A 21,756-nucleotide genomic window follows, 5' to 3' on the forward strand; every position below is an offset into this window, starting at 1 on the left:
CGGCCGGGAGGCGGTTTCCATGCGGCGTGAGGTGCCCGAGGGTCACCCCTTGACGGTGAAGCCCGCCCGCAGCAGGGCGTCGTCGCGCGAGGACGGGCCCACGAGCAGTTCGAAGGCGCCCGGCTCGACGACCCTCCGACCCGCGGCGTCCACCAGGGTGCACTCCGCGACCGGCAGCTCCAGCAGCACCTCGCGCTCCTCGCCGGGGGCCAGCGCCACCTGCCGGTAGGCCTTCAGCTCCTTCTCGGCCCAGGTCACCGACGTCACCGTGTCGCTGACGTACAGCTGCACCGTCTCCAGGGCCGGCCGGGCGCCGGTGTTGCGGACGGTCACGCGCGCCCGCAGCGTGTCGCTCTCCCCGACGCTCGGGGTGAGCACCTCGAGACCGGAGTACTCCACGGAGGTGTAGCTGAGGCCCTCCCCGAAGACGAAGGCCGGGCGCTGGGTCAGGTCGGCGTACCGGGAGCCGTGCTGGCCCCGGATCTGGTTGTAGTACGTCGGCTGCTGGCCCGCGTGCCGCGCGAAGGAGACGGGCAGCCGACCCGACGGCTCGACGAGGCCGAGCAGTACCTCCGCCACCGCCCGCCCGCCCTGCATGCCCGGGTTGAAGGCGTGCAGGATCGCCGCGGCACCGAGGGCGGAGGGGGGCAGCACCAGGGGCTTGGAGCTGATGACCACGACGACGAGGGGCTTTCCGGTGGCGGCCAGCGCGTCCAGCAGCGCGACCTGGTCGCCCACGAGTTCCAGGGTGGCGGTGGACCTGCCCTCGCCGATCAGCTCGATGCGGTCGCCGACCACGGCGACGACGTGGTCCGCGGCCTCGGCGGCGGCGACCGCCTCGGCGATCAGGGCGGCGTCCGGTTCCGCCGGGACGACCACGTCCGGGCGGGGCTGCCCGTCGAGGAAGAACTGCCCCTCCGGGTCGGGGCCCACGTCGAGGATCCTGGCGCCGCGCGCGTAGGAGACCGTCCAGTCGGCGGGCACGTGCTCACGGAAGCCGTCCAGGACCGTACGGATCATGGAGCGCGGCTGGCCTTCCGGAAGCCAGTCCACCTGTCCCGAGGAGCCCGCCCAGTCACCCAGTTGCGTCTGCGCGTCGTCCGCGTTCGGACCGATCACCGCGACCGTACGGGGGCCGGGACCCCCGGTCGCGCGGCCGTCGTCCCCGGGTACGAGACCGCCGGCCAGCGGCAGAGACCCGTCGTTGGTCAGCAGGACCAGCGAGCGCCTGGCCGCCTCCAGGTTCAGGGCCGCGTGCCCGGCGCTGCCGATGACCTCGGCCTGGCGGGCGGCGTCGGGGCGGCGCGGGTCCTCGAACAGGCCCAGCTCGAACTTGAGGGTCAGGATCCGGCGCACGGCCGCGTCGATCTCCGCCTCGGCCAGCGTCCCGTTCCCGACCGCTTCCAGCGCGCCCTCGAAGAAGCCCTCGGTGGCCATCACCATGTCGTTGCCGGCGCGGACCGCGGCGGCGGCGGCCTGCGCGTAGTCGGCGTACACCTTCTGCTCCCACACCATGCGGCCGACGTTGTCCCAGTCGGTGACGAGCGTCCCGGTGTAGCCCCACTCCTCACGCAGGACGTCGTTGAGCAGCCACTCGTTCACCGTGATCGGGACGCCGTCCATGGACTGGTAGCCCAGCATGAACGTCCGGCAGCCCTCCTTGGCGACCCGCTCGAACGGGGGGAGGAACCAGGAGCGGAGTTTGCGCCGCGAGATGTCCGCCTCGCTGGCGTCCCGGCCGCCCTGCGTCTCGGAGTAGCCGGCGAAGTGCTTGGCCGAGGCCAGGACCGCCGTCGGGTCGCCCAGGCCGTCGCCCTGGTACCCGCGCACCATCGCCGACGCCAGCTCGCCGATCAGGTGGGGGTCCTCGCCGAACGTCTCGCTCACCCGGCCCCAGCGCAGGTCCCGGGTGATGCAGAGGACCGGCGAGAAGGTCCAGTGCACGCCCGTCGCCGCGACCTCCACGGCGGTGGCCCGTGCGATGCGCTCCACGAGTTCCGCGTCCCAGGTGGCGGCCATGCCCAGCTGGGTGGGATAGATCGTCGCGCCCTCCCAGAAGGAGTGCCCGTGGATGCAGTCCTCCGCGACGAGCAGCGGGATGCGCAGCCGGGACCGGTCGGTGAGCTCCGCCGCCTCCAGGACCCGCTCCGGCGAGGTGTGCAGGACCGACCCCACGTGCAGGTCCTCGACGAAGTGCCGCACCCCCTCCTTCGCGTTCAGCTGGAGCATCTGGCCGACCTTCTCGGGCAGCGTCATACGTCCGAGGAGGTCGTCGACCCGTTCGGTGACGGGGAGCGCGGGGTCGAGGTAGGGCAGGGAGGGGGACACGGGGGGTCCTTTCGCGACACGGTTCGTCCTCACCATAGAGTGAATACCGACCACCTGGTAAGTATCTTCGGCGATCCGGTCTCCGGAGGTGTCGTCCGCCGGGGGTGACGGGAATCGGGTACACCGAAGTGCCGGCCGGGGCATCCGGGACCGGCGGACCGGGAGAGTGGCGAGTGACGGCCGAAGCGACGCGTGGATACGCGAAGGGCCGTGCGAAGCGGCGCGAGATCCTCGAACAGGCCATGTCCCTGTTCGGTGAGGCGGGCTACCGGGGGGCGTCCCTGCGTGTCATCGCGACCAGGTGCGGCATCTCGCACACCGGACTCCTCCACCACTTCCCGACCAAGGAGGCGCTGCTGCTCGCGGCTCTCGAGCACCGTGACGACGTGGACGACGAGTGGCTCTCGGTCGGCGGCACCACGGGGGTGCGGCGGCTGGGCAGGTTCGTGGAGCTGGCGGCGCTGAACGCGACCCGGCGGGGGATCGTCGAGCTGTTCTCCGTCGTCTCCACCGAGGCGACGGCGGCCGACCACCCCGCACACGGCTACTTCGTACGGCGGTACGAGAACTCGGTCGCGGGTGCACGGCTGGCCTACGAACAGGCGCGCCGGGAGGGCGCACTGCGTCCCGCCGTCGACCCCGCCGCCGCCGGGGCGCAGCTGATCGCCCTGATGGACGGGCTCCAGGTGCAGTGGCTGCTCAGCGACTGCCGGACGGACATGGCCGGCATCCTGCGCGCACACGTCGAGGCCCAGCTCACCGTGGGTCTCTGACCCGTCCCGTCGAACGGCTGTGCACATTCCGCTCGTGCCGCCGTCTCAGATAGTAGGAAGTCCGAGTAACTGTGGAGACAGATCGCCTCCGCTGTCCTAACTTTGTAGGAGCCGAACGAATCGCTGATCCAGCGACCGGCGTGCGTGAGCGTGCCCGAAGCAGGCAACCCCTGAGGCATACCGCTCCCCGCTCCTTCCGGCGTCTCGAAATCCCTGTCCAGGCATCCGCCGTGCGACGTCCTGATCTCGAAGAGCCACGCGATCCCGAGGAGTTGATCCCCCATGGTGCAGACCACCATCCGCCGTGTCCGTCGCAGCCCCCGCCCCGCCGAGTCCGAGCGCAAGAACGCCGCCGCGGCGCTCCAGCGGGCCCTCGACCGCCGGGACAACGGCGGTTCGACGGGGCACTGAGCCCAGGCCCTCCCGCCCGCCCCGTGACCCCCCGCCGCAGGGGGGTGCGCGGGTCGTGCCGGGTACGGGGACCGGGCCTACGGGTGTCCGTATCGTGGACGCCGAGTGTCATGGGGTGGGACGGAGGGCTAGGGTGCCGTCATGTCTCGCAGCATCGATCTCGCAGTGATCCCCGGCGACGGTATCGGCCAGGAGGTCGTCACCCAGGGCCTCAAGGTTCTCAACGCTGTTCTCCCGCAGGATGTGAAGCTGGAGACCAAGGAGTACGACCTCGGCGCCCAGCGATGGCACCGCACCGGTGAGACCCTCCCCGACGCGGAGCTGGAGGCCCTCAAGGGCCACGACGCCATCCTGCTCGGCGCCATCGGCGACCCGTCGGTGCCGTCGGGTGTGCTGGAGCGCGGGCTCCTGCTGAAGCTCCGCTTCGCCTTCGACCACTTCATCAACCTGCGGCCGTCGAAGCTCTTCCCGAACACCGCGACCCCGCTCGCCGGCCGTCCCGAGATCGACTTCGTGGTCGTCCGCGAGGGCACCGAGGGTCCGTACACGGGCAACGGCGGTTCCCTGCGCACCGGCACGGAGCACGAGGTCGCCACCGAGGTCAGCGTCAACACGGCCTACGGTGTCGAGCGGGTCGTCCGCGACGCCTTCGCGCGTGCCGCCGCGCGCCCGCGCAAGAAGCTGACGCTGGTCCACAAGAACAACGTCCTCGTGCACGCCGGCCACCTGTGGAAGAACACCTTCGACAAGGTCGCCGGGGAGTTCCCCGAGGTCACCACCGACTACCTGCACGTCGACGCCGCGACGATCTTCTTCGTCACCCAGCCGGAGCGCTTCGACGTCATCGTCACCGACAACCTCTTCGGTGACATCCTCACCGACCTCGCCGCGGCCGTGACCGGCGGCATCGGCCTGGCCGCCTCCGGCAACATCAACCCGACGGGTGCCTTCCCGTCCATGTTCGAGCCGGTGCACGGCACCGCGCCCGACATCGCGGGCCAGGGCAAGGCGGACCCGACCGCCACGATCCTCTCCGTCGCCCTCCTGCTGCGTCACCTCGGCTACGAGGCCGAGGCCGTGCGCATCGAGGAGGCCGTCTCCGCCGACCTCGCGGAGCGTGACGGACAGCGCACGCGCACCACCGACGAGATCGGCGACGCGCTCGCGGTACGCGTAGCGAGCTGACCCGACGACTCACTTCGAAGCCGCCGGGTCGCGACCGCACCCGGCGGCTTCTCCTCGCGGTCCCCGGGTGCCACCATCGACCCCTGGACCGTGTTTCCGTGCCGCCCGTGCGGCATCGCGAGCGCTACCGCAATCACCTTGTTTCGTGCACAGCCGCCCCCGGGAGATAATCGAACGCGGGACCGCGGCTCGCGGTAGAGCTCGGACGTCCTACTACCTGGCCGGCAGCCGCCGGACGGGCGGGCGGAGCGCGGTCCATCACACACAAGACCGGTGAAGGACACGCACTCATGACGACGCCCACGATCGAGCTCAAGCCCTCCTCCAACCCGCTGTCCGACGCGGAGCGCGAGGCGATCCTGGCCAGCCCCGGCTTCGGCCGCTACTTCACCGATCACATGGTGACCATCCGCTGGACCGAGGGGCGCGGCTGGCACGACGCGCAGCTCGTGCCCTACGGGCCGCTGTCGATCGACCCCGCGAACATGACGCTGCACTACGCGCAGGAGATCTTCGAGGGCCTCAAGGCCTACCGCCAGCCCGACGGCACGGTCGCCACCTTCCGGCCCGAGGCCAACGCCGCCCGCTTCCAGCGGTCCGCCGCCCGGCTCGCGATGCCGGAGCTCCCGGTCGAGACCTTCATCGAGGCGTGCGACGTCCTCGTCCAGCAGGACCAGGCGTGGGTCCCGCCGCACGGCGGCGAGGAGTCGCTCTACCTTCGGCCGTTCATGATCGCCACCGAGGTCGGCCTGGGCGTCAGGCCCTCCAACGAGTACCTCTTCCTCGTCATCGCCTCGCCCGCCGGCGCCTACTTCCCCGGCGGCGTGAAGCCCGTGTCCATCTGGCTCTCCGAGGACCGGGTCCGCGCGGTCCCCGGCGGCATGGGCGACGCCAAGACCGGCGGCAACTACGCGGCCTCCCTCCTCGCCCAGGCCGAGGCGGCCGCGCAGGGCTGCGACCAGGTCGCCTACCTCGACGCCGTCGAGCACAAGTGGGTCGAGGAACTGGGCGGGATGAACCTCTACTTCGTGTACACGGACGAGGACGGCGGCAAGCGCATCGTCACTCCCTCCCTCACCGGTTCGCTGCTCGCGGGTGTCACCCGCGACTCCCTCCTCTCCGTCGCCCGTGACCTCGGATACGCCTCCGAGGAGGGCCGCGTCTCCATCGACCAGTGGCGCTCGGACACCGCGAACGGCACCCTCACCGAGGTCTTCGCCTGCGGCACCGCGGCCGTGATCACGCCCGTCGGCACCGTGAAGTCCGCGGGCGGCGAGTGGACCCAGGGCGACGGCACCCCCGGCGAGGTCACCCTCAGGCTGCGCGAGCGCCTGCTGGACATCCAGCGGGGCATCGCCGAGGACACCCACGGCTGGATGCACGGCCTCGGCCGGTAGTCCTGCCGCCCACCGCACCGGCCGAAGGCCGCGCCCCGCACCGGGGGCGCGGCCTTCCGCCTTTCCGGGGCCCAGAGTTTTGAGCGCTGCTCAAAACCTGGTTAGAGTGCTGCTCGAACCAGGAGGTGGGTGTACGTGCGACTGACCCCGACCGAACGCGACCGGCTGCTGCTCTTCGGCGCCGCCGAGCTGGCCCGGGCCCGGCGCGCCCGGGGCCTGCGGCTCAACGTGCCCGAGGCGACGGCGCTGATCGCGGACACCGTCTGCGAGGCGGCCAGGGACGGCCGCAGACTGGCCGAGGCGATCGAGGCGGCGCGGACGGTGCTCGGCCCCGACGACGTGCTGCCCGGTGTCGCCGACGTGGTCACCGAGGTGCAGGTGGAGGCCGTGTTCGACGACGGCTCCCGGCTCGCGGTGGTCAGCAGCCCCCTGGAGGGAGGCTCCCTCGGGGACGAGGCACCCGGCGCGCTCCTCCCCGGGCCCGGCGCGCCCGAGCCGGAGCCCGCCGTGCGGCTCACCGTCCGCAACACCGCGACCGTCCCGGTCAGCGTCACCTCGCACTTCCACTTCTTCGAGGCCAACCCCCGGCTCCACTTCGACCGCGCGGCGGCCTACGGGATGCGGCTGGCGGTGCCCGCCGGATCGTCCGTGCGCTTCGGCCCGGGGGAGAGCGCGGAGGCGCCCCTCGTCCCGATCGGCGGGGCCCGGGTCGCGATCGGGTTCGCCGGGCTCGTCGACGGTCCCCTGGACGCGCCCGGCGCGAAGGAGGAGGCGCTGCGCAGGGCGGCGGCCTGCGGCTACCTCGGAGCTGAGGAGGGCAAGTGATGGACCCCTACGAATACGCCTCCGTCCACGGACCGAGGACCGGGGACCGGGTCAGGCTCGGCGACTCCGGGCTGACCGTCCGGGTGGAGTCCGACTCGCAGAAGCCGGGCGACGAGTTCCTCGCGGGCTTCGGCAAGACGGCCCGCGACGGCCTGCACCTCAAGGCGGCCGCCGTCCGGGAGACCTGTGACGTCGTCATCAGCAACGTGCTGGTCATCGACGCCGTGCTGGGCATCCGGAAGGTCTCGGTCGGCATCCGGGAGGGCCGCATCGCCGCGGTCGGCCGGGCCGGGAACCCGGACACCCTCGACGGGGTCGACGTGGTCGTGGGTACGGGCACGACCATCGTGTCGGGCGAGGGCATGATCGCCACCGCCGGGGCCGTGGACCCCCATGTCCACCTCCTCTCCCCCCGGATCATGGAGGCATCCCTGGCCTCGGGGGTGACCACGATCATCGGCCAGGAGTTCGGCCCCGTCTGGGGTGTCGGCGTCAACTCCCCGTGGGCCCTGCGTCACGCGTTCAACGCCTTCGACGCCTGGCCCGTCAACATCGGCTTCCTGGGGCGCGGTTCGTCGTCCCACGAGGCCCCGCTGGTGGAGGCGCTCGCCGAGGGAGGGGCCTGCGGCTTCAAGGTCCACGAGGACATGGGCGCCCACACCCGCGCCCTGGACACCGCCCTGCGGGTCGCCGAGGAGTACGACGTCCAGGTCGCCCTGCACAGCGACGGGCTGAACGAGTGCCTCTCCGTCGAGGACACCCTGCGGGTCCTGGAAGGCCGCACGATCCACGCCTTCCACATCGAGGGCTGCGGCGGCGGGCATGTGCCCAACGTGCTCAAGATGGCCGGAGTGCCCAACGTCATCGGCTCCTCCACCAACCCCACGCTGCCCTTCGGCCGGGACGCGGTCGCCGAGCACTACGGCATGATCGTCTCCGTCCACGACCTCAAGCCCGACCTGCCCGGCGACGCCGCCATGGCCCGTGACCGGATCAGGGCGGGGACCATGGGCGCCGAGGACGTGCTGCACGACCTGGGTGCCATCGGCATCACCTCGTCGGACGCCCAGGGCATGGGGCGCGCGGGGGAGACCGTACGCCGGACGCTCGCCATGGCCGCGAAGATGAAGGCGGAGTTCGGGCCGATGGAGGGCGACGGCCCCGGAGACGACAACGCCCGGGTGCTCCGCTACATCGCCAAGCTCACCATCAACCCCGCGATCGCCCACGGCCTCTCCCACGAGATCGGCTCCATCGAGCCCGGGAAGCTCGCCGACATCGTCCTGTGGCGGCCCGAGTTCTTCGGGGCGAAGCCGCAACTGGTCCTGAAGTCCGGCTTCCCCGCCTACGGGGTCACCGGTGACCCGAACGCCGCCACGGACACCTGCGAACCGCTCGTCCTCGGACCGCAGTTCGGTTCCTACGGCGCCACGGCCGCCGACATCTCCGTGGCCTTCGTCGCGGAGGCCGCCACCCAGCTGGGCTCCGACCTGATGCCCACGCGCAGGCGCCGGGTGGCCGTCCGGGGCACCCGGGGCATCGGCCCCGCCGATCTGCTGCTCAACTCGCGCACGGGAAGCGTGGGCGTCGACGGCGACACCGGCCTGGTGACCCTCGACGGAGAGCCGCTGCGCTCACCGGCGGCCGAGTCCGTCGCACTCAACCGCCTCTACTTCCTCTGAGCCCTGCCGACCGGCTCCATCCGCACGACACGACCGAGGGACCGCCATGACCTTCCGCATGCCCCCCGAATGGGCCCCGCACGAGCGCACCTGGATGGCCTGGCCCGGCCCCAACCCCACCTTCGCCACCGCCGCCGAACTCGACGAGGCGCGTATCGCCTGGGCGGCGGTCGCCCGCGCCGTACGCCGTTTCGAGCCGGTCACCGTGGTCGTCGGGCCGGGGCAGGAGGAGAGCGCCCGAGCGCTTCTCGGCCCGGATGTCGACACCGAGGTCCGGCCCCTCGACGACGCCTGGATGCGGGACATCGGCCCGACCTTCGTGGTCGACGACGAGAGCGGGCGGCTCGCCGCGGTGGACTGGACGTTCAACGGCTGGGGCGCCCAGGGGTGGGCCCGCTGGGAGCACGACAAGCACATCGCGCGCGGCGTGGCCGAGCTCGCCGGGGTGCCCGTGCACAGCTCGCCCCTGGTGAACGAGGGGGGCGCCGTCCACGTCGACGGCGAGGGCACCGTACTGCTCACCGAGACCGTGCAGCTCGGCCCCGAGCGCAACCCCGGCTGGACCCGGCAGGCCGTCGAGGACGAGATCCACGCCCGTCTCGGCACCGGGAAGGCGATCTGGCTGCCCCGCGGCCTCACCGGTGACTACGGCACGTACGGCACCCTCGGCCATGTCGACATCGTCGCCGCGTTCGCCCGCCCCGGCACCGTCGTCGCCCATGTCCAGCCCGACCCCTCCCACCCGGACCACGAGGTCACCCGGGAGACCGTCCGGCTCCTGCGCGCCGCCACCGACGCCCGGGGACGCCCGCTGGAGGTGGTGGAGGTGCCCGCGCCGAAGGCCACCCGCGGCGCCGACGGCGAGTGGAACGACCACTCCTACATCAACCACTACCTCTGCAACGGCGGGGTGGTCCTCTGTGCCTTCGACGACCCCCGGGACGACGAGGCGGCAGGCGTCTTCCGCGACCTCTTCCCGGACCGTACGGTTGCCCTCACCGATGCCCGTACGATCTTCGCCGGCGGTGGAGGCATCCACTGCATCACCCAGCAGCAGCCCAGGACCTGACCACCGTGACCCCCGCCCCGCGCCGTCGCAACGTCGCCCCGCCCCGCCAGGACGTGCTCGCCGCCGTCATGGCCACCGTCGCCGCGCGCGGACTCGACGGGCTGACCATGGCGGCGCTCGGCCGCGAGGTGGGGATGAGCAGCGGGCACCTCCTCTACTACTTCCGCACCAAGGACGAACTCCTCCTGCAGACGCTGGAGTGGAGCGAGGCCCGGCTGGGGGCCGAGCGCGGTGATCTGCTCGCCGGTCCCGGTACCGCCCGGGAGCGGCTGGACGCCTACATCGCGCTGTACCTGCCCGACGGCCACCGCGATCCGCACTGGACGCTCTGGCTGGAGGTGTGGAACCGCTCGGTGAACGCCGACGCCGACGACCGCGCCCGGCAGGCCGCCATCGAGGACGCCTGGCACCGGGACCTCGTCCGGCTGCTGGCCGAGGGGGCCGCGTCCGGGGAGTTCCGCCCGCTCGCCCCGGACCGGACGGCGACCCGGCTGCGTGCGCTGATGGACGGCTTCGCCGTCCACGTCGCCGTCGGCATCCCCGGGACCGGGCGTGAGCAGGTGCTGGAGCAGTTGCGCCACCACGTGGACGAGACGGTCGCGCCGCTCGGCCCCGGCGCCGCCGCGACCGATGTCACGCCCGCATCCTGAGACGGGCGGCGACGAGGACGCGGCGCTGTGCCAGACTGCGTGCGTGTCCTCGTTCGCCATGATTATCGGCAGCAGGCGCGCCGGTCCGCAGTGACCGTCCCGTACCACCACGTGCGGAACGGCCATCGTGCCCCAGACCCGCGCGCAGACCTCTCGCACCCGCGAGGGGTTTTTTCGTTTTCCGGCCCCCACCAAGGCCGGGGCGAGGCACGCGAGATGATGGGGGCAAGTGGAGCCGAGTATTCCGGATCCGCTCACCCGACAGGAGTCAGATCAGCATGACCACCGAGGCCAAGGTCCCCGACGACACCTTCCATGTCTTCGACACCACGCTGCGCGACGGCGCCCAGCGTGAAGGCATCAACCTGACGGTCGCCGACAAGCTGACCATCGCCCGGCATCTGGACGACTTCGGCGTGGGCTTCATCGAGGGCGGCTGGCCCGGTGCCAACCCCCGGGACACCGAGTTCTTCGCCCGCGCCCGGCAGGAGATCGACTTCCGTCACGCCCAGCTCGTCGCGTTCGGTGCCACCCGCAGGGCGGGCGGCAAGGCCGCCGAGGACCCGCAGGTCCAGGCGCTGCTGGAGTCCGGCGCCCCGGTGGTGACCCTGGTCGCCAAGTCCCACGACCGCCATGTGGAACTGGCCCTGCGCACCACCCTGGAGGAGAACCTGGAGATGGTCCGCGACACCGTCGCGCACCTCCGGGAGCAGGGCCGCCGGGTCTTCGTCGACTGCGAGCACTTCTTCGACGGCTACCGCGCCAACGCCGAGTACGCCAAGTCCGTGGTGCGCGCCGCCCACGAGGCGGGCGCCGACGTGGTGGTCCTCTGCGACACCAACGGGGGCATGCTCCCCGCCCAGGTCCAGGCGGTCGTCTCCACCGTCATCGCGGACACCGGTGCCCGCATCGGCATCCACGCCCAGGACGACACCGGCTGCGCCGTCGCCAACACCCTGGCCGCCGTGGACGCCGGCGCCACCCACGTCCAGTGCACCGCCAACGGCTACGGCGAGCGGGTCGGCAACTCCAACCTCTTCCCCGTCGTCGCCGCCCTGGAACTCAAGTACGGCAGGACCGTCCTGCCCGAGGGCGCCCTCGCCGAGATGACCCGCATCTCCCACGCCATCGCCGAGGTCGTCAACCTGACGCCCTCCACCCACCAGCCCTACGTGGGAGTCTCCGCCTTCGCCCACAAGGCCGGACTGCACGCCTCCGCGATCAAGGTCGACCCGGACCTCTACCAGCACATCGACCCCGAGCGCGTCGGAAACACCATGCGCATGCTGGTCTCCGACATGGCCGGCCGGGCCTCCATCGAGCTCAAGGGCAAGGAGCTCGGCATCGACCTGGGCGGCGACCGCGCGCTCGTCGGCCGCGTCGTCGAGCGGGTCAAGGAGCGCGAACTCAAGGGCTACACCTACGAGGCCGCCGACGCCTCCTTCGAGCTGCTGCTGCGCGCCGAGGTCGAGGGCCGTCCCCGGCGCTACTTCCGCGTCGAGTCCTGGCGGGCCATCGTCGAGGACCGCCCGGACGGCACCCACGCCAACGAGGCGACGGTGAAGCTGTGGGCCAAGGGCGAGCGGATCGTCGCCACGGCCGAGGGCAACGGCCCCGTCAACGCGCTGGACCGCGCGCTGCGCGTGGGCCTGGAGCGGATCTACCCGCAGCTCGCCAAGCTGGAGCTGATCGACTACAAGGTCCGCATCCTGGAAGGCCGCACCGGCACCGAGTCCACCACCCGGGTACTCATCACCACGGGCGACGGATCGGGTGACTGGGCGACCGTCGGCGTGGCCGAGAACGTCATCGCGGCGTCCTGGCAGGCCCTGGAGGACGCGTACACCTACGGCCTGCTGCGGGCGGGCATCGAGCCGACCGACTGAGGCCCCCGTCGCGTCCGGTGACGCCGCCGCCCCCGGAGCCGTGACGGCGTACCGGGGGCGGCGGCGGTGTGCGGGCCGGGCGGCAGGCCCGGGCCTCAGGCCTGGACGACCTCGACCGGCAGCTTCTTGATGCCGTTGACGAAGTTGGAGCGCACGCGCGGTACGTCCCCGGTCAGGCGGATCGAGCTCAGCCGGGGGATCAGCTCCTCGAACATGATCCGGATCTCCGTGCGCGCCAGGAGATTGCCCAGGCACAGGTGCGGGCTGCCCTTGCCGAACGTGACGTGGTCGTTCTCGGTGCGCGCCACGTCGAAGTCGTACGGATTGCCGAAGACGGCCTCGTCGCGGTTGCCGGAGGCGTACCACATGACGACCTTGTCGCCCTCCTTGACCCGCTTGCCGCCCAGCTCGACGTCCCGGGTCGCGGTCCGGCGGAAGTGGTACACCGGGGAGGCCCAGCGCAGGAACTCCTCGACCGCCGTGGGGATGAGGGAGGGGTCCTCCTGCAGGCGGGCCAGCTGCTCCGGGTGCTGGAGGAGCGCGAGCATCGAGTGGGTGATGGTGTGCCGGGTCGTCTCGTTGCCGGCCACCACCAGCAGCAGGAAGTAGTTGTCGAAGTCCTGCGCGGTGAGCGGGACGCCGTCACGCGGCATCTCGTTGACGAGCCGGGAGATGAGGTCGGTGCCGTGGCCGCCCCTGCGCTTCTCGGCCAGATCCCGCCCGTAGTCGAAGACCTCGAGCGAGGCCGGGGAGCGGAACGGCAGGTCCCGGTACTTCTCGCTCTCCTCGCTCTCCAGCAGCACGTCCGCGTAGTCCGGGTCGGTGTTGCCGATGATGCGGTTGCCCCAGTCGATGAGCCGCTGGTTGTCCTCCGGCGGGACGTCGAGGAGGCGGGCCAGCACGTTGATGGGGAAGTCGGCCGAGATCTCCTGCACGAAGTCGAAGCGGCCCTTGGCGAGTGCGGCGTCCAGTGTCCTGGCGGTGAGGCCGCGCAGGAAGTCCGCGTAGCTGTTGATGACCTTCGCCCCGAACTGCCGCTGCAGCAGGCTGCGCAGGGCGCGGTGGCGCACCCCGTCGAGTTCCAGGATCGAGGCGCGCTTCTTGATCTGGTCGTCGTCCACCTCCTCCAGGTTGACGAACCGGGTGGAGGTGAACGTCTCCGCGTCCCGGTCGACCCGGGCGATGTCCGCGTGCCGGGTGACGGACCAGAAACCGGAGTTGGGGGCTTCCTCCTCCTGCCAGTGGACCGGGTCCTCGTGGCGCAGGGTGTGGAACATCCGCCAGGGGGTGATGCCGTCGGTGAAGTTGTCCAGATCGGCGAGGTTGACGTCGGAGAGCGGCATCGGCTCGACGGCGCTGCCGGCGGAAAGGGGGGCGATGGACATGGTGCTGGTCCTCCGTGCGGTCACAGGTGGTAGGCGTACTCGGTGAACTCCCAGTCGGTGACGTGCCGGTGGAAGCGCGCGACCTCGTCGCGCTTGTACGAGAGGTAGGAAGTGGTGAAGTCCTTGCCGAGGATCTCGGTGAGGGCGCTGTCGGCCTCCAGGGCGTCCAGCGCGGCCGGCAGGGCCGACGGGAGCAGCGCGGACCTGGTGGTGTCGTAGCCGTACCCCTCCAGGGGCGCGGGCGGTTCCTCCCCGGCCAGCACCCCGAGCAGGGCGGCCGCGAGGGTGCCGGCGATCAGCAGGTAGGGGTTGGCGCTCGCGTCGCCCAGGCGCAGTTCGAGACGGGACCCCGCGCCCCGCTCCGGGGGCACCCGGACCATCGCGCTGCGGTTGTCCATGCCCCAGTCGATCAGCCACGGCGCGAGCGTGTCGGGGCCGAAGCGCTTGTAGGAGTTGACCGTCGGGTTGGCGAGGGCGGTGAGCGCCGGGGCGTGCGCGAGGATTCCGGCCGCCGCGTGCCGGGCGGTGGCGGACAGGCCGTGCGGCGCCGAGGGGTCGTCGAAGACGTTGGCGCCCTCCTCGTCGACGCAGGACATGTGGAGGTGGAAGCCCGAACCTCCGACGCCGTTGAAGGGCTTGGCCATGAAGGTGGCGAGCCGCCCCTCCCTGCGGGCGAGTTCCTTGACGGCGGCCTTGAAGCGGAACGAGCGGTCCGCCGCGTCCATGGCGTCCGAGTGGGTCAGGTTGATCTCGAACTGCGAGCCGTCGAACTCGTGGTTCCCGTTGCTCACCCCGATGTCCAGATCGCGCAGCAGGCGGAGCGTACGCAGCAGGTGGTTGTCGCCGTCCGCCCGCAGGCCCGCGGTGTAGACGACGCCCTCGGCGTCGCTGTAGCGGCGCCAGCCCGGTGGTGTCCCGGGATCGGCGTCGCAGAGGAAGTACTCCAGTTCCGGCCCGACGACCGGGCGCAGCCCGTGCTCCGCGCACTTCTCCACGACCGCGCGCAGCAGGTCGCGCGGTGACTCCGGGGCGGGCCGGCCGGTGGCGGGGTCGGTCACGTCGCCGAGGCAGCTCGCCACTCCCGGCTCCCAGGGCAGGGCGGTCAGGGTGTCGAGGTCCGGGCGTACGCAGATGTCGGGCAGGCCCGCGTCCAGCCCGCCGGAGACGTCCACCACGTCACCCTGCGGGGTCGTGTGGTAGACGGCGCGGCAGAAGGCGAGCCCGTGGTCGCAGGCGGCGGGCAGGTGGTCGAGGAGGACGTCCCTGGCCCGGTCGGTGCCGATGAGATCGGGATAGGTCACTCGGACCACGTCGATGCCCTCGGTGGCGAGCCGCTTCATGTGGTGGCGGACGGGCGAGGTGTCGGATGCGCTCACCGTTGTCTCCTCTGCGGGAAGGGGCGCCCCTCCCGGGGCGGTGCGCCGGGAAGGGCGGGGGAGGTGGGGGGAGTGGGGGGCTCGATCCGCACGGACGGCCGGGGAGAGCCGGCACAGGGGTCCGTGTTGTTTGAGGTCAAACGGTATGGACGCCGTTCACCCCGGCGCAAGGGGTGCGTGGCGAAAATTTATCCACACGGATAGCTCTTGACCAGAGGGTGGCCGATTCCTATGTTGTTTGGAGCCAAACGAGTTGAGGCGGTGCCGCTCCCGTTCCCGGGAGCCCGGCTCCCGGCACCCGGTGGCCCCTCACCCCCTCATCCCCGACGCCCCGTCAGCACCAGGAGGACCGGCCATGAAGGTCGTCGTCGACATGAACAAGTGCCAGGACCACGGCCAGTGCGTCTTCGCCGCCCCGGACGTCTTCAGCTTCGACGGGACCGGGCGCCTGGCGTACGTCCCCGACCCCGACGACGCGCTGCGGGACGACGTGGAGGAGGCCGCCGACGTGTGCCCGCTCCAGGCCATCAGGATCGAGGGCTGAACCGGTGAGCGCACCCGTCGTCGTGGCCGGCGCCTCCATGGCCGGCCTCCGGGCCGCCGAACAGCTGCGCGCCGCCGGCTGGGGCGGACCCGTCACCCTCGTCGGGGACGAGCCGCACATGCCGTACAACCGGCCGCCCCTGTCGAAGGAGGTGCTCGCCGGCCGCGCCTCGTACGAATCGCTCGCCTTCCGCCCCCGTGCCGGGGTCGCCGACGTCGAGTGGCGCCTCGGCCGCACGGTCACGGGCGCGGACCTCTCCCGGCGCTCCGTCGAACTCGACGACGGCAGCGTGCTCCCGTACGCCGGGCTCGTCGTCGCGACCGGGATGCGTCCCCGGCGCCTGCGCTGCCCCGGTCCGCTCGCCGGACGGCACACCGTACGGACACTGGAGGACGCGCGGGGCCTGCGTGACGCCCTGACCCGGCCGGGGGTCAGAGTGGTCGTCGTCGGAGCCGGGTTCATCGGCTGCGAGGTCGCCGCCACCGCCGTCGGCCTCGGCGCCGCAGAGGTCACCGTCGTCGACCCGATGCCGCTCCCCATGGTCGGGCCCCTCGGCGAACTCCTCGCGACGGCGCTGCTGCGCCGCCACGAACAGCGGGGTGTCCGGTTCGCCCTGGGTGCCGGGGTGAGCGGCTTCGAAGGGGACGACCGGGTGACCGGGGTCCTCCTGGACGACGGCCGGGTCATCGGCGCGGACGTCGTGGTGGAGTCGGTCGGCTCCGTCGCGAACACCGAATGGCTCCAGGGGAACGGGCTCGACCTCGCCGACGGTGTGCCGACCGACGAGCACCTGCGCGTCGGCGACCGCCCCGAGGTGATCGCCGTGGGCGATGTCGCCCGCTTCCCCAACGCCCGCTACGACGGCGTACCCCGCCGTGTGGAGCACTGGTCCATCCCCACGGACACGGCCAAGCACGCCGCCAAGGTGCTCGCGGCCCACCTCGCCGGTGAGGAACACGGCCTCGCGCCCTTCGCCCCCCTGCCCACCTTCTGGAGCGACCAGCACGACTTCCGCCTCCAGTCGTTCGGCTCACCCGTGCTCGGCAAGGACGACGTACGCGTCCTGGACGGCGACCCGGAGGGCGACCTCCTCGCCGGCTACCACCGGGACGGGCTCCTGGTGGGAGTCGTCGCCCTCGGCGGCAAGGCCGCGGCGGCGGGCGCGGCACGCTACCGCGCCGAACTGCTGGCGAGGGCCGTACCCGCCTGAGGGCCGTCCCTTCCGGCCGCAGCCGCACCCCCCGGCAGCCGCACCCCCCCCGAAGCCCGCCCCACGAAACAGAGGAACTCACGTGGCCAGTGTCCGTGGATACTTCCACCCCAAGACGGCGACGGGCGCCTCGTCGCTGATCCCCTCGCCGCCCTGGCGCTACTCCGGTGACCTGCTCACCGTGGAGTACCGCACCGATCCCGCCCGCGTACGGGAACTGCTGCCCGAGCCGCTGGAGCTCGCCGAGGAGGACCCCGGCGCGGTGGCGCTGATCTGGGCCGACTGGCAGTCCTGCTCCGCCACCGGCGAGGAACTGCTGGACCCGGTACTCGCCCAGTACAAGGAGGCGTTCGCCGTGGTCCGCTGCTCCTACAAGGGGCGGACGTACACACGCTGCGTCTACATCTGGGTCGACAAGGACTTCGCGATCGCCCGCGGGCTGCACCAGGGCTACCCCAAGAAGCTCGGCTCCATCCACCAGACCCGCCCGCACCCCTACGGCCCCGCCCCGCGGATCGAGGCCGGCGCCCGGTTCGGTGCGACCCTCGCCGCCGCGGACCGGCGCCTGGCCCAGACGGCTGTGACGCTGCGCGAGCCGTCGGAGACCAACGGCTTCGTCAACGCGCACCCCATGGCCCACCACCGCTGGCTGCCCTCCGTCGAGAAGGGGAAGGGCCTGGCCCTGGACGAGCTGATCGAGACCGGAGCCGCCTCCTTCGAAGGCGGACAGGCATGGGTGGGCGACGCCGACCTCGAACTCTTCGAGTCGCCCACCGAGGAGCTCGCCCGGCTGGAGATCCGCGAACCCATCGCCGCCTACTACCGGCAGGTCGGCGTGGTCTGGGACGGCGGGCGGCTGCTGGAGTCCCACACCTCGGCCGCCGAGTGAACCCGCACCGAACCGATCGTCAGGAGCCACCCCGCATGAGCGAGCACCTCACCACCGTCGCCGGTGTCGCCGTCGACACCCGGCACTGGATCGGCGGCCGGCGCGTCGCCGCCGCCGAGACCTTCACCGACGTCTCACCCATCGACGGCAGCACCCTCGGCGAGATAGCCCGCGGCACGGAGGCGGACGCCGTCGCGGCCGTCGCGGCCGCCAAGGCGGCCTTCCCCGCCTGGGCTGCCACCTCCTACGAGGAGCGCGCCCGTCTGCTGCACGCCGTCGCGGACGGGGTCGAGAAGCGGATCGAGGAGCTGGCCGTCGTCGAGACCGCCGACAACGGCGCGCTGCTTCGCTCGCACCGACGCGGCGTCATGCCGCGCGTCGCCCACAACTTCCGCTTCTTCGCCGACCGGCTGCTGGAACTGGGCCACGAGGACTTCGACACCCGCGGGCACACCAACCACGTCAGCTGGGACCCGGCCGGCCCCTGCGTGCTGATCACGCCGTGGAACGCCCCGCTGATGCTCTCCACCTGGAAGGTCGCCCCGGCGCTTGCCGCCGGCGACACCGTCGTCCTCAAGCCCGCCGAGTGGTCCCCGCTCACCGCCTCCCTGCTCGCCGACATCGCGGCCGAGGCCGGGCTCCCCGCCGGTGTCCTGAACGTCGTCCAGGGATACGGCTCCGAGATCGGCGACGCCCTCACCTCGCACCCGGACGTGCGCCGCGTCAGCTTCACCGGTTCGGTGCCCACCGCCCGGCGCATCGCCGCCTCGGCGGCACCCAACCTCACCCCGCTCAGCCTCGAACTGGGCGGCAAGTCACCGCTGCTGGTGTTCGACGACGCCGACCTCGACCTGGCCGTGGACCTCGCGATCGAGCAGTACGACAACGCCGGGCAGGTCTGCCTCGCGGCGACCCGGCTCCTCGTCGCCGAGGGAGTCGCCGAGGAGTTCACCCGCCGGTTCACCGACCGCGCCTCCCGGCTGGTCCAGGGCGACCCGCGCGACGAGGCCACCGACATCGGCCCCAACATCCACCCCCGCCAGCTGGAGAAGATCGACGGCTTCGTCCGGCGGGCGCTCGCCGCCGGTGCCCGGGCGGTCGTCGGCGGACACCGGGGGGAGGGGCAGTACTACGCCCCGACACTCCTCACCGACGTCGCCCAGGACTCGGAGATCGTCCAGGAGGAGGTCTTCGGGCCCGTCCTGACCCTGCAGACCTTCCGCGACGAGGACGAGGCCGTGCGCCTGGCCGACGACACCCGCTTCGGCCTGGCCGCCACCGTCGTCACCGGAGACCCCGAGCGGGCGGACCGCGTCTCCTCACGGCTCGTCGCCGGCACCGTCTGGGTCAACTGCTTCTTCGTCCGGGACCTGAGGGCACCCTTCGGGGGCTCCCGGCACTCGGGAGTGGGCCGCGAGGGAGGCGACTGGAGCTTCGACTTCTTCTGCGACGTCAAGAACACCGTCACCGCACCGAAGGGGTGGAATAGCCATGGGTGAGATCGTCGGCGCGGGCCTGCTGGCCCACGTCCCCACCATCGTGCTCCCCGAGGAGACACGTCTCGAACTCAACGAGGGCAAGGAGATCACCCTCGTCACCGGCCTGCGGCAGCTGCGCGAGGAGGTGTTCGCGCGCGACGACTACGACACCGTGGTGGTCCTGGACTCCCACTGGGCGACGACCGTCGAGTTCGTCGTCACGGCGCAGGGGCGCCGCGCCGGGCTGTTCACGTCCGAGGAGCTCCCGCGCGGCATGTGCAGGATGCCGTACGACTATCCCGGCGACCCCGAACTCGCGGGCAACATCGCACGGTTCGCCGACCGGCACGGCACCTGGATCACCCCGGTCGACGACGCGTACCTGCCGGTCTACTACGCCACGATCAACCTGTGGAAGTTCCTCGGGGAGGGGCTGCCGGACAAGCGGTGGGTGACCATCGGCGTCTGCCAGACCGGCGACATGGAGGACCATCTGAGGCTCGGCCGCGCCCTGGCCGACGGGATCGCCGCCACACCCGGCCGCCGCGTCCTGGTCATCGCCTCCGGCGCCCTCTCCCACACCTTCTGGCCGCTTCGCGAGCTGCGCTCCCACGAGAGCAGCGATCCGGCGCACATCTTCAGCGCCGAGGCCCGGGAGGCCGACCAGGAACGCATCGGATGGTTCAAGGAGGGCCGGCACGACAAGGTCCTCGACACCATGGACGCGTTCTGGAAGGTCCGGCCCGAGGCGCGGTTCTTCCACTACCTGATGATGGCCGGCGCCCTCGGTGAGCAGGCGTGCACCGCCCCCGCCCGCCAGTACGGGGAGTACGAGAACTCGATCGGGACCGGACAGGTCCACCTCTGGTTCGACCGTCCCGAGGACGGCTGGACCGGTACCGGCCTCCCCGCCGACGTGTGACCCGCACAGCCCTCAGACCCGCGCCGCCCCGACCCACCGGACAGACCAGGAGTCCTCATGCCCGAGTACCGCCGTATCCTCCTCGACGGCGCCGCCGTCCAGGTCACCGTCGACGGTGACGAGCTCGTCGCCGGCGACGGCCGACGCGTCAAGGCCGAGGAGGCACACCACCTCCCGCCGGTCGTCCCGTCCAAGATCATCGCCGTCCACCTCAACCACCGCAGCCGGGTGGAGGAGTTCCGGATCGGGCTGCCGGACAGCCCGACCTACTTCCACAAGCCGACCTCCGCGCTGAACGGCCACCGTGGTGCGGTGGTACGCCCCGAGGGCTGCAAGTGGCTGAACTACGAGGGTGAGGTCGCCATCGTGATCGGGAGGACGGCGCGCAACATCGCACCCGCGGAGGCGGGCGCCCACATCGCCGGGTACACCGTCGCCAACGACTTCGGCCTGCACGACTTCCGCGACACCGACGCCGGTTCGATGCTGCGGGTCAAGGGCTCCGACACACTGTGCCCGCTCGGCCCGGGCCTCGTCACCGACTGGGACTTCCGTGGCAAGCGGCTGCGCACCCTCGTCAACGGGGAGGTCGTCCAGGACGGTTCGACCGACGAGATGACCTGGGACATGAACTACCTCGTCGCGGACATCGCCCGCACCATCACCCTGTACCCCGGGGACGTCCTGCTCTCCGGCACCCCCGCGGGTTCACGGCCCGTCCGCCCCGGGGACGTCGTCGAGGTGGAGGCCGAGGGGCTCGGCCGGCTCACCAACCACGTCGTCACCGGCCCCACCGCCGTGCGGACCGACGTCGGCGCCCAGCCGACCGAGTCCGAGGAGGTGCTGTCGACCGCCCTCGGCGGCGACTGGGAGTTCCGTGGTGTCCGGCCGCCGAGGCGCTGATCCGGACGGCGCCGGTAGGGTCGGCGTCATGACGACCGACCCCGCCGAGCCCTCCGGTGAGCGCCGGGCCCGCAAGCCCGTCACCAACTACGGGACGGGGCGGACCGCCCTGCTGGACGCGGCGGTGCGCGTGGTGGCCCGGGGAGGCCTGCGGGGTCTCACCTACCGGGCCGTCGCCCAGGAGGCCGGTGTCACCCACGGACTGGTCGTGCACCACTTCGGTTCGCGCGACGCGCTGATCGGGGAGGCGGTCACCCACGCCATCCACTCCTCGCTGAACAGCAGCACGCTCGACGCCGGCACGGGGGAGCCGGCCGACTTCGCCGCGGGTCTCACCGGCATGGTCAGGTCCGGTCCCGACCTCCAGGCGTTCCAGTACGAGCTGCTGCTGGAGGCCCGCCGGACGCCGGAGCTCCTCCCGCATCTGCGCAGCCTCTACGAGGAGTACTTCGAGGCGACCCGGCGGGAGCTGGACCGGATGCTTCCCGGCCCGGTCGACCGCGGTACGTCACGGCTCGTCTTCGCCGCGCTGGAGGGGCTGGTCCTGCACCAGCTCGTCTTCGGGGAGGAAGAGGTCACCGAGGAGGCGCTGGCGCGGCTCCGGTGCGTCCTCGCGGGGCTCGCCGGCGAGGCGGGCGAGGACGACGGGCGCTGATCCGGTCCGGTCGCCCTGATCCTGGCCGTTCCTCCCCGGGGCGCACCGGATCACCGCCGGGCCGGCGGGACCCACTCCCGGGGCGCCCGAGCCGCTCCTCCGGGTTCCGCCGGCGTACCTCCTGATCCGGCCCGTCCGTCCCCTTGCCAAACGGCCGCGGCCACCCCACGATCAGCAGATCGTTTGAT

General features: G+C 72.0%; 19 protein-coding genes. 16 read left to right on the top strand and 3 right to left on the bottom strand.

Going from position 1 to position 21,756, the window contains the following annotated elements; translation table 11 throughout:
- Window positions 1–42: 42 nt before the first annotated feature.
- The gene (locus ACFXOA_RS10705; RefSeq protein WP_385024810.1) at window positions 43–2,364 is read right to left on the bottom strand and encodes a glycoside hydrolase family 3 N-terminal domain-containing protein; all 2,322 of its coding nucleotides are present in this window, start codon (window positions 2,362–2,364) and stop codon (window positions 43–45) included.
- 137 nt (window positions 2,365–2,501) lie between these two features.
- Between ACFXOA_RS10705 and ACFXOA_RS10710 the strand changes: the two genes are divergently transcribed.
- The 9 genes from ACFXOA_RS10710 (at window position 2,502) to cimA (ending at window position 12,206) form a co-directional block, all read left to right on the top strand.
- Complete coding sequence (locus ACFXOA_RS10710) at window positions 2,502–3,101, top strand: TetR/AcrR family transcriptional regulator (RefSeq protein WP_385024813.1); 600 nt, start codon at window positions 2,502–2,504, stop codon at window positions 3,099–3,101.
- 282 nt (window positions 3,102–3,383) lie between these two features.
- Window positions 3,384–3,512 carry a hypothetical protein gene (locus tag ACFXOA_RS10715; RefSeq protein WP_385024816.1) on the top strand — a complete coding sequence of 43 codons (129 nt, stop codon included), beginning with the start codon at window positions 3,384–3,386 and terminating at the stop codon, window positions 3,510–3,512.
- A gap of 141 nt (window positions 3,513–3,653) precedes the next feature.
- Window positions 3,654–4,697: a 3-isopropylmalate dehydrogenase gene (locus ACFXOA_RS10720; protein WP_385024819.1), complete on the top strand. Its 1,044-nt coding sequence runs from the start codon at window positions 3,654–3,656 to the stop codon at window positions 4,695–4,697.
- Window positions 4,698–4,987: 290 nt separating this feature from the next.
- Window positions 4,988–6,094 carry a branched-chain amino acid aminotransferase gene (locus tag ACFXOA_RS10725; RefSeq protein WP_385024822.1) on the top strand — a complete coding sequence of 369 codons (1,107 nt, stop codon included), beginning with the start codon at window positions 4,988–4,990 and terminating at the stop codon, window positions 6,092–6,094.
- A 135-nt stretch (window positions 6,095–6,229) separates the two neighbouring features.
- The gene (gene ureA / locus ACFXOA_RS10730; RefSeq protein ID WP_385024824.1) at window positions 6,230–6,919 is read left to right on the top strand and encodes an urease subunit gamma; all 690 of its coding nucleotides are present in this window, start codon (window positions 6,230–6,232) and stop codon (window positions 6,917–6,919) included.
- Window positions 6,919–8,601, top strand: a complete 1,683-nt coding sequence (locus tag ACFXOA_RS10735; protein ID WP_385024827.1) for an urease subunit alpha — start codon at window positions 6,919–6,921, stop codon at window positions 8,599–8,601. The genes ureA and ACFXOA_RS10735 overlap by 1 nt, the downstream gene beginning before the upstream one ends.
- Before the next feature lie 46 nt (window positions 8,602–8,647).
- Window positions 8,648–9,670: an agmatine/peptidylarginine deiminase gene (locus ACFXOA_RS10740; RefSeq protein ID WP_385024829.1), complete on the top strand. Its 1,023-nt coding sequence runs from the start codon at window positions 8,648–8,650 to the stop codon at window positions 9,668–9,670.
- Between the two features lie 5 nt (window positions 9,671–9,675).
- Window positions 9,676–10,320 (top strand): TetR/AcrR family transcriptional regulator, encoded by a 645-nt coding sequence (locus tag ACFXOA_RS10745; protein ID WP_385024832.1) that lies wholly within the window; start codon window positions 9,676–9,678, stop codon window positions 10,318–10,320.
- A 278-nt stretch (window positions 10,321–10,598) separates the two neighbouring features.
- Complete coding sequence (gene cimA, locus ACFXOA_RS10750) at window positions 10,599–12,206, top strand: citramalate synthase (protein ID WP_385024835.1); 1,608 nt, start codon at window positions 10,599–10,601, stop codon at window positions 12,204–12,206.
- A 95-nt stretch (window positions 12,207–12,301) separates the two neighbouring features.
- Here the strand turns inward: cimA and ACFXOA_RS10755 are convergent, their stop codons facing one another.
- Both ACFXOA_RS10755 and ACFXOA_RS10760 read right to left on the bottom strand, forming a co-directional pair.
- A complete protein-coding gene (locus tag ACFXOA_RS10755; protein ID WP_385024838.1) occupies window positions 12,302–13,591 on the bottom strand; it encodes a cytochrome P450 in 1,290 nt (429 codons plus the stop codon).
- Between the two features lie 20 nt (window positions 13,592–13,611).
- Window positions 13,612–14,967 (bottom strand): glutamine synthetase family protein, encoded by a 1,356-nt coding sequence (locus tag ACFXOA_RS10760; protein WP_385024841.1) that lies wholly within the window; start codon window positions 14,965–14,967, stop codon window positions 13,612–13,614.
- A 355-nt stretch (window positions 14,968–15,322) separates the two neighbouring features.
- Between ACFXOA_RS10760 and ACFXOA_RS10765 the strand changes: the two genes are divergently transcribed.
- The 7 genes from ACFXOA_RS10765 to ACFXOA_RS10795 all read left to right on the top strand — a co-directional run bounded on the left by ACFXOA_RS10765 (window position 15,323) and on the right by ACFXOA_RS10795 (window position 21,568).
- Window positions 15,323–15,511 (top strand): ferredoxin, encoded by a 189-nt coding sequence (locus tag ACFXOA_RS10765; RefSeq protein ID WP_385024843.1) that lies wholly within the window; start codon window positions 15,323–15,325, stop codon window positions 15,509–15,511.
- Window positions 15,512–15,515: 4 nt separating this feature from the next.
- Window positions 15,516–16,721 (top strand): NAD(P)/FAD-dependent oxidoreductase, encoded by a 1,206-nt coding sequence (locus ACFXOA_RS10770; RefSeq protein WP_385024846.1) that lies wholly within the window; start codon window positions 15,516–15,518, stop codon window positions 16,719–16,721.
- Between the two features lie 82 nt (window positions 16,722–16,803).
- Complete coding sequence (locus ACFXOA_RS10775) at window positions 16,804–17,610, top strand: acetoacetate decarboxylase family protein (protein ID WP_385024849.1); 807 nt, start codon at window positions 16,804–16,806, stop codon at window positions 17,608–17,610.
- Window positions 17,611–17,645: 35 nt separating this feature from the next.
- Window positions 17,646–19,109, top strand: coding sequence for an aldehyde dehydrogenase (locus tag ACFXOA_RS10780; protein WP_385024851.1), 1,464 nt, complete (start codon window positions 17,646–17,648; stop codon window positions 19,107–19,109).
- A complete protein-coding gene (locus ACFXOA_RS10785) occupies window positions 19,102–20,010 on the top strand; it encodes a 3,4-dihydroxyphenylacetate 2,3-dioxygenase (RefSeq protein ID WP_385024854.1) in 909 nt (302 codons plus the stop codon). Before ACFXOA_RS10780 ends, ACFXOA_RS10785 begins: the two co-directional genes overlap by 8 nt.
- 57 nt (window positions 20,011–20,067) lie before the next feature.
- A complete protein-coding gene (locus ACFXOA_RS10790; RefSeq protein WP_385024857.1) occupies window positions 20,068–20,913 on the top strand; it encodes a fumarylacetoacetate hydrolase family protein in 846 nt (281 codons plus the stop codon).
- A 28-nt stretch (window positions 20,914–20,941) separates the two neighbouring features.
- Window positions 20,942–21,568, top strand: a complete 627-nt coding sequence (locus ACFXOA_RS10795) for a TetR/AcrR family transcriptional regulator (RefSeq protein WP_385024860.1) — start codon at window positions 20,942–20,944, stop codon at window positions 21,566–21,568.
- Window positions 21,569–21,756 lie beyond the last annotated feature (188 nt).

Origin of the sequence: Streptomyces sp. NPDC059166, assembly GCF_042755185.1 — a bacterium.
Lineage (GTDB): Bacteria > Actinomycetota > Actinomycetes > Streptomycetales > Streptomycetaceae > Streptomyces.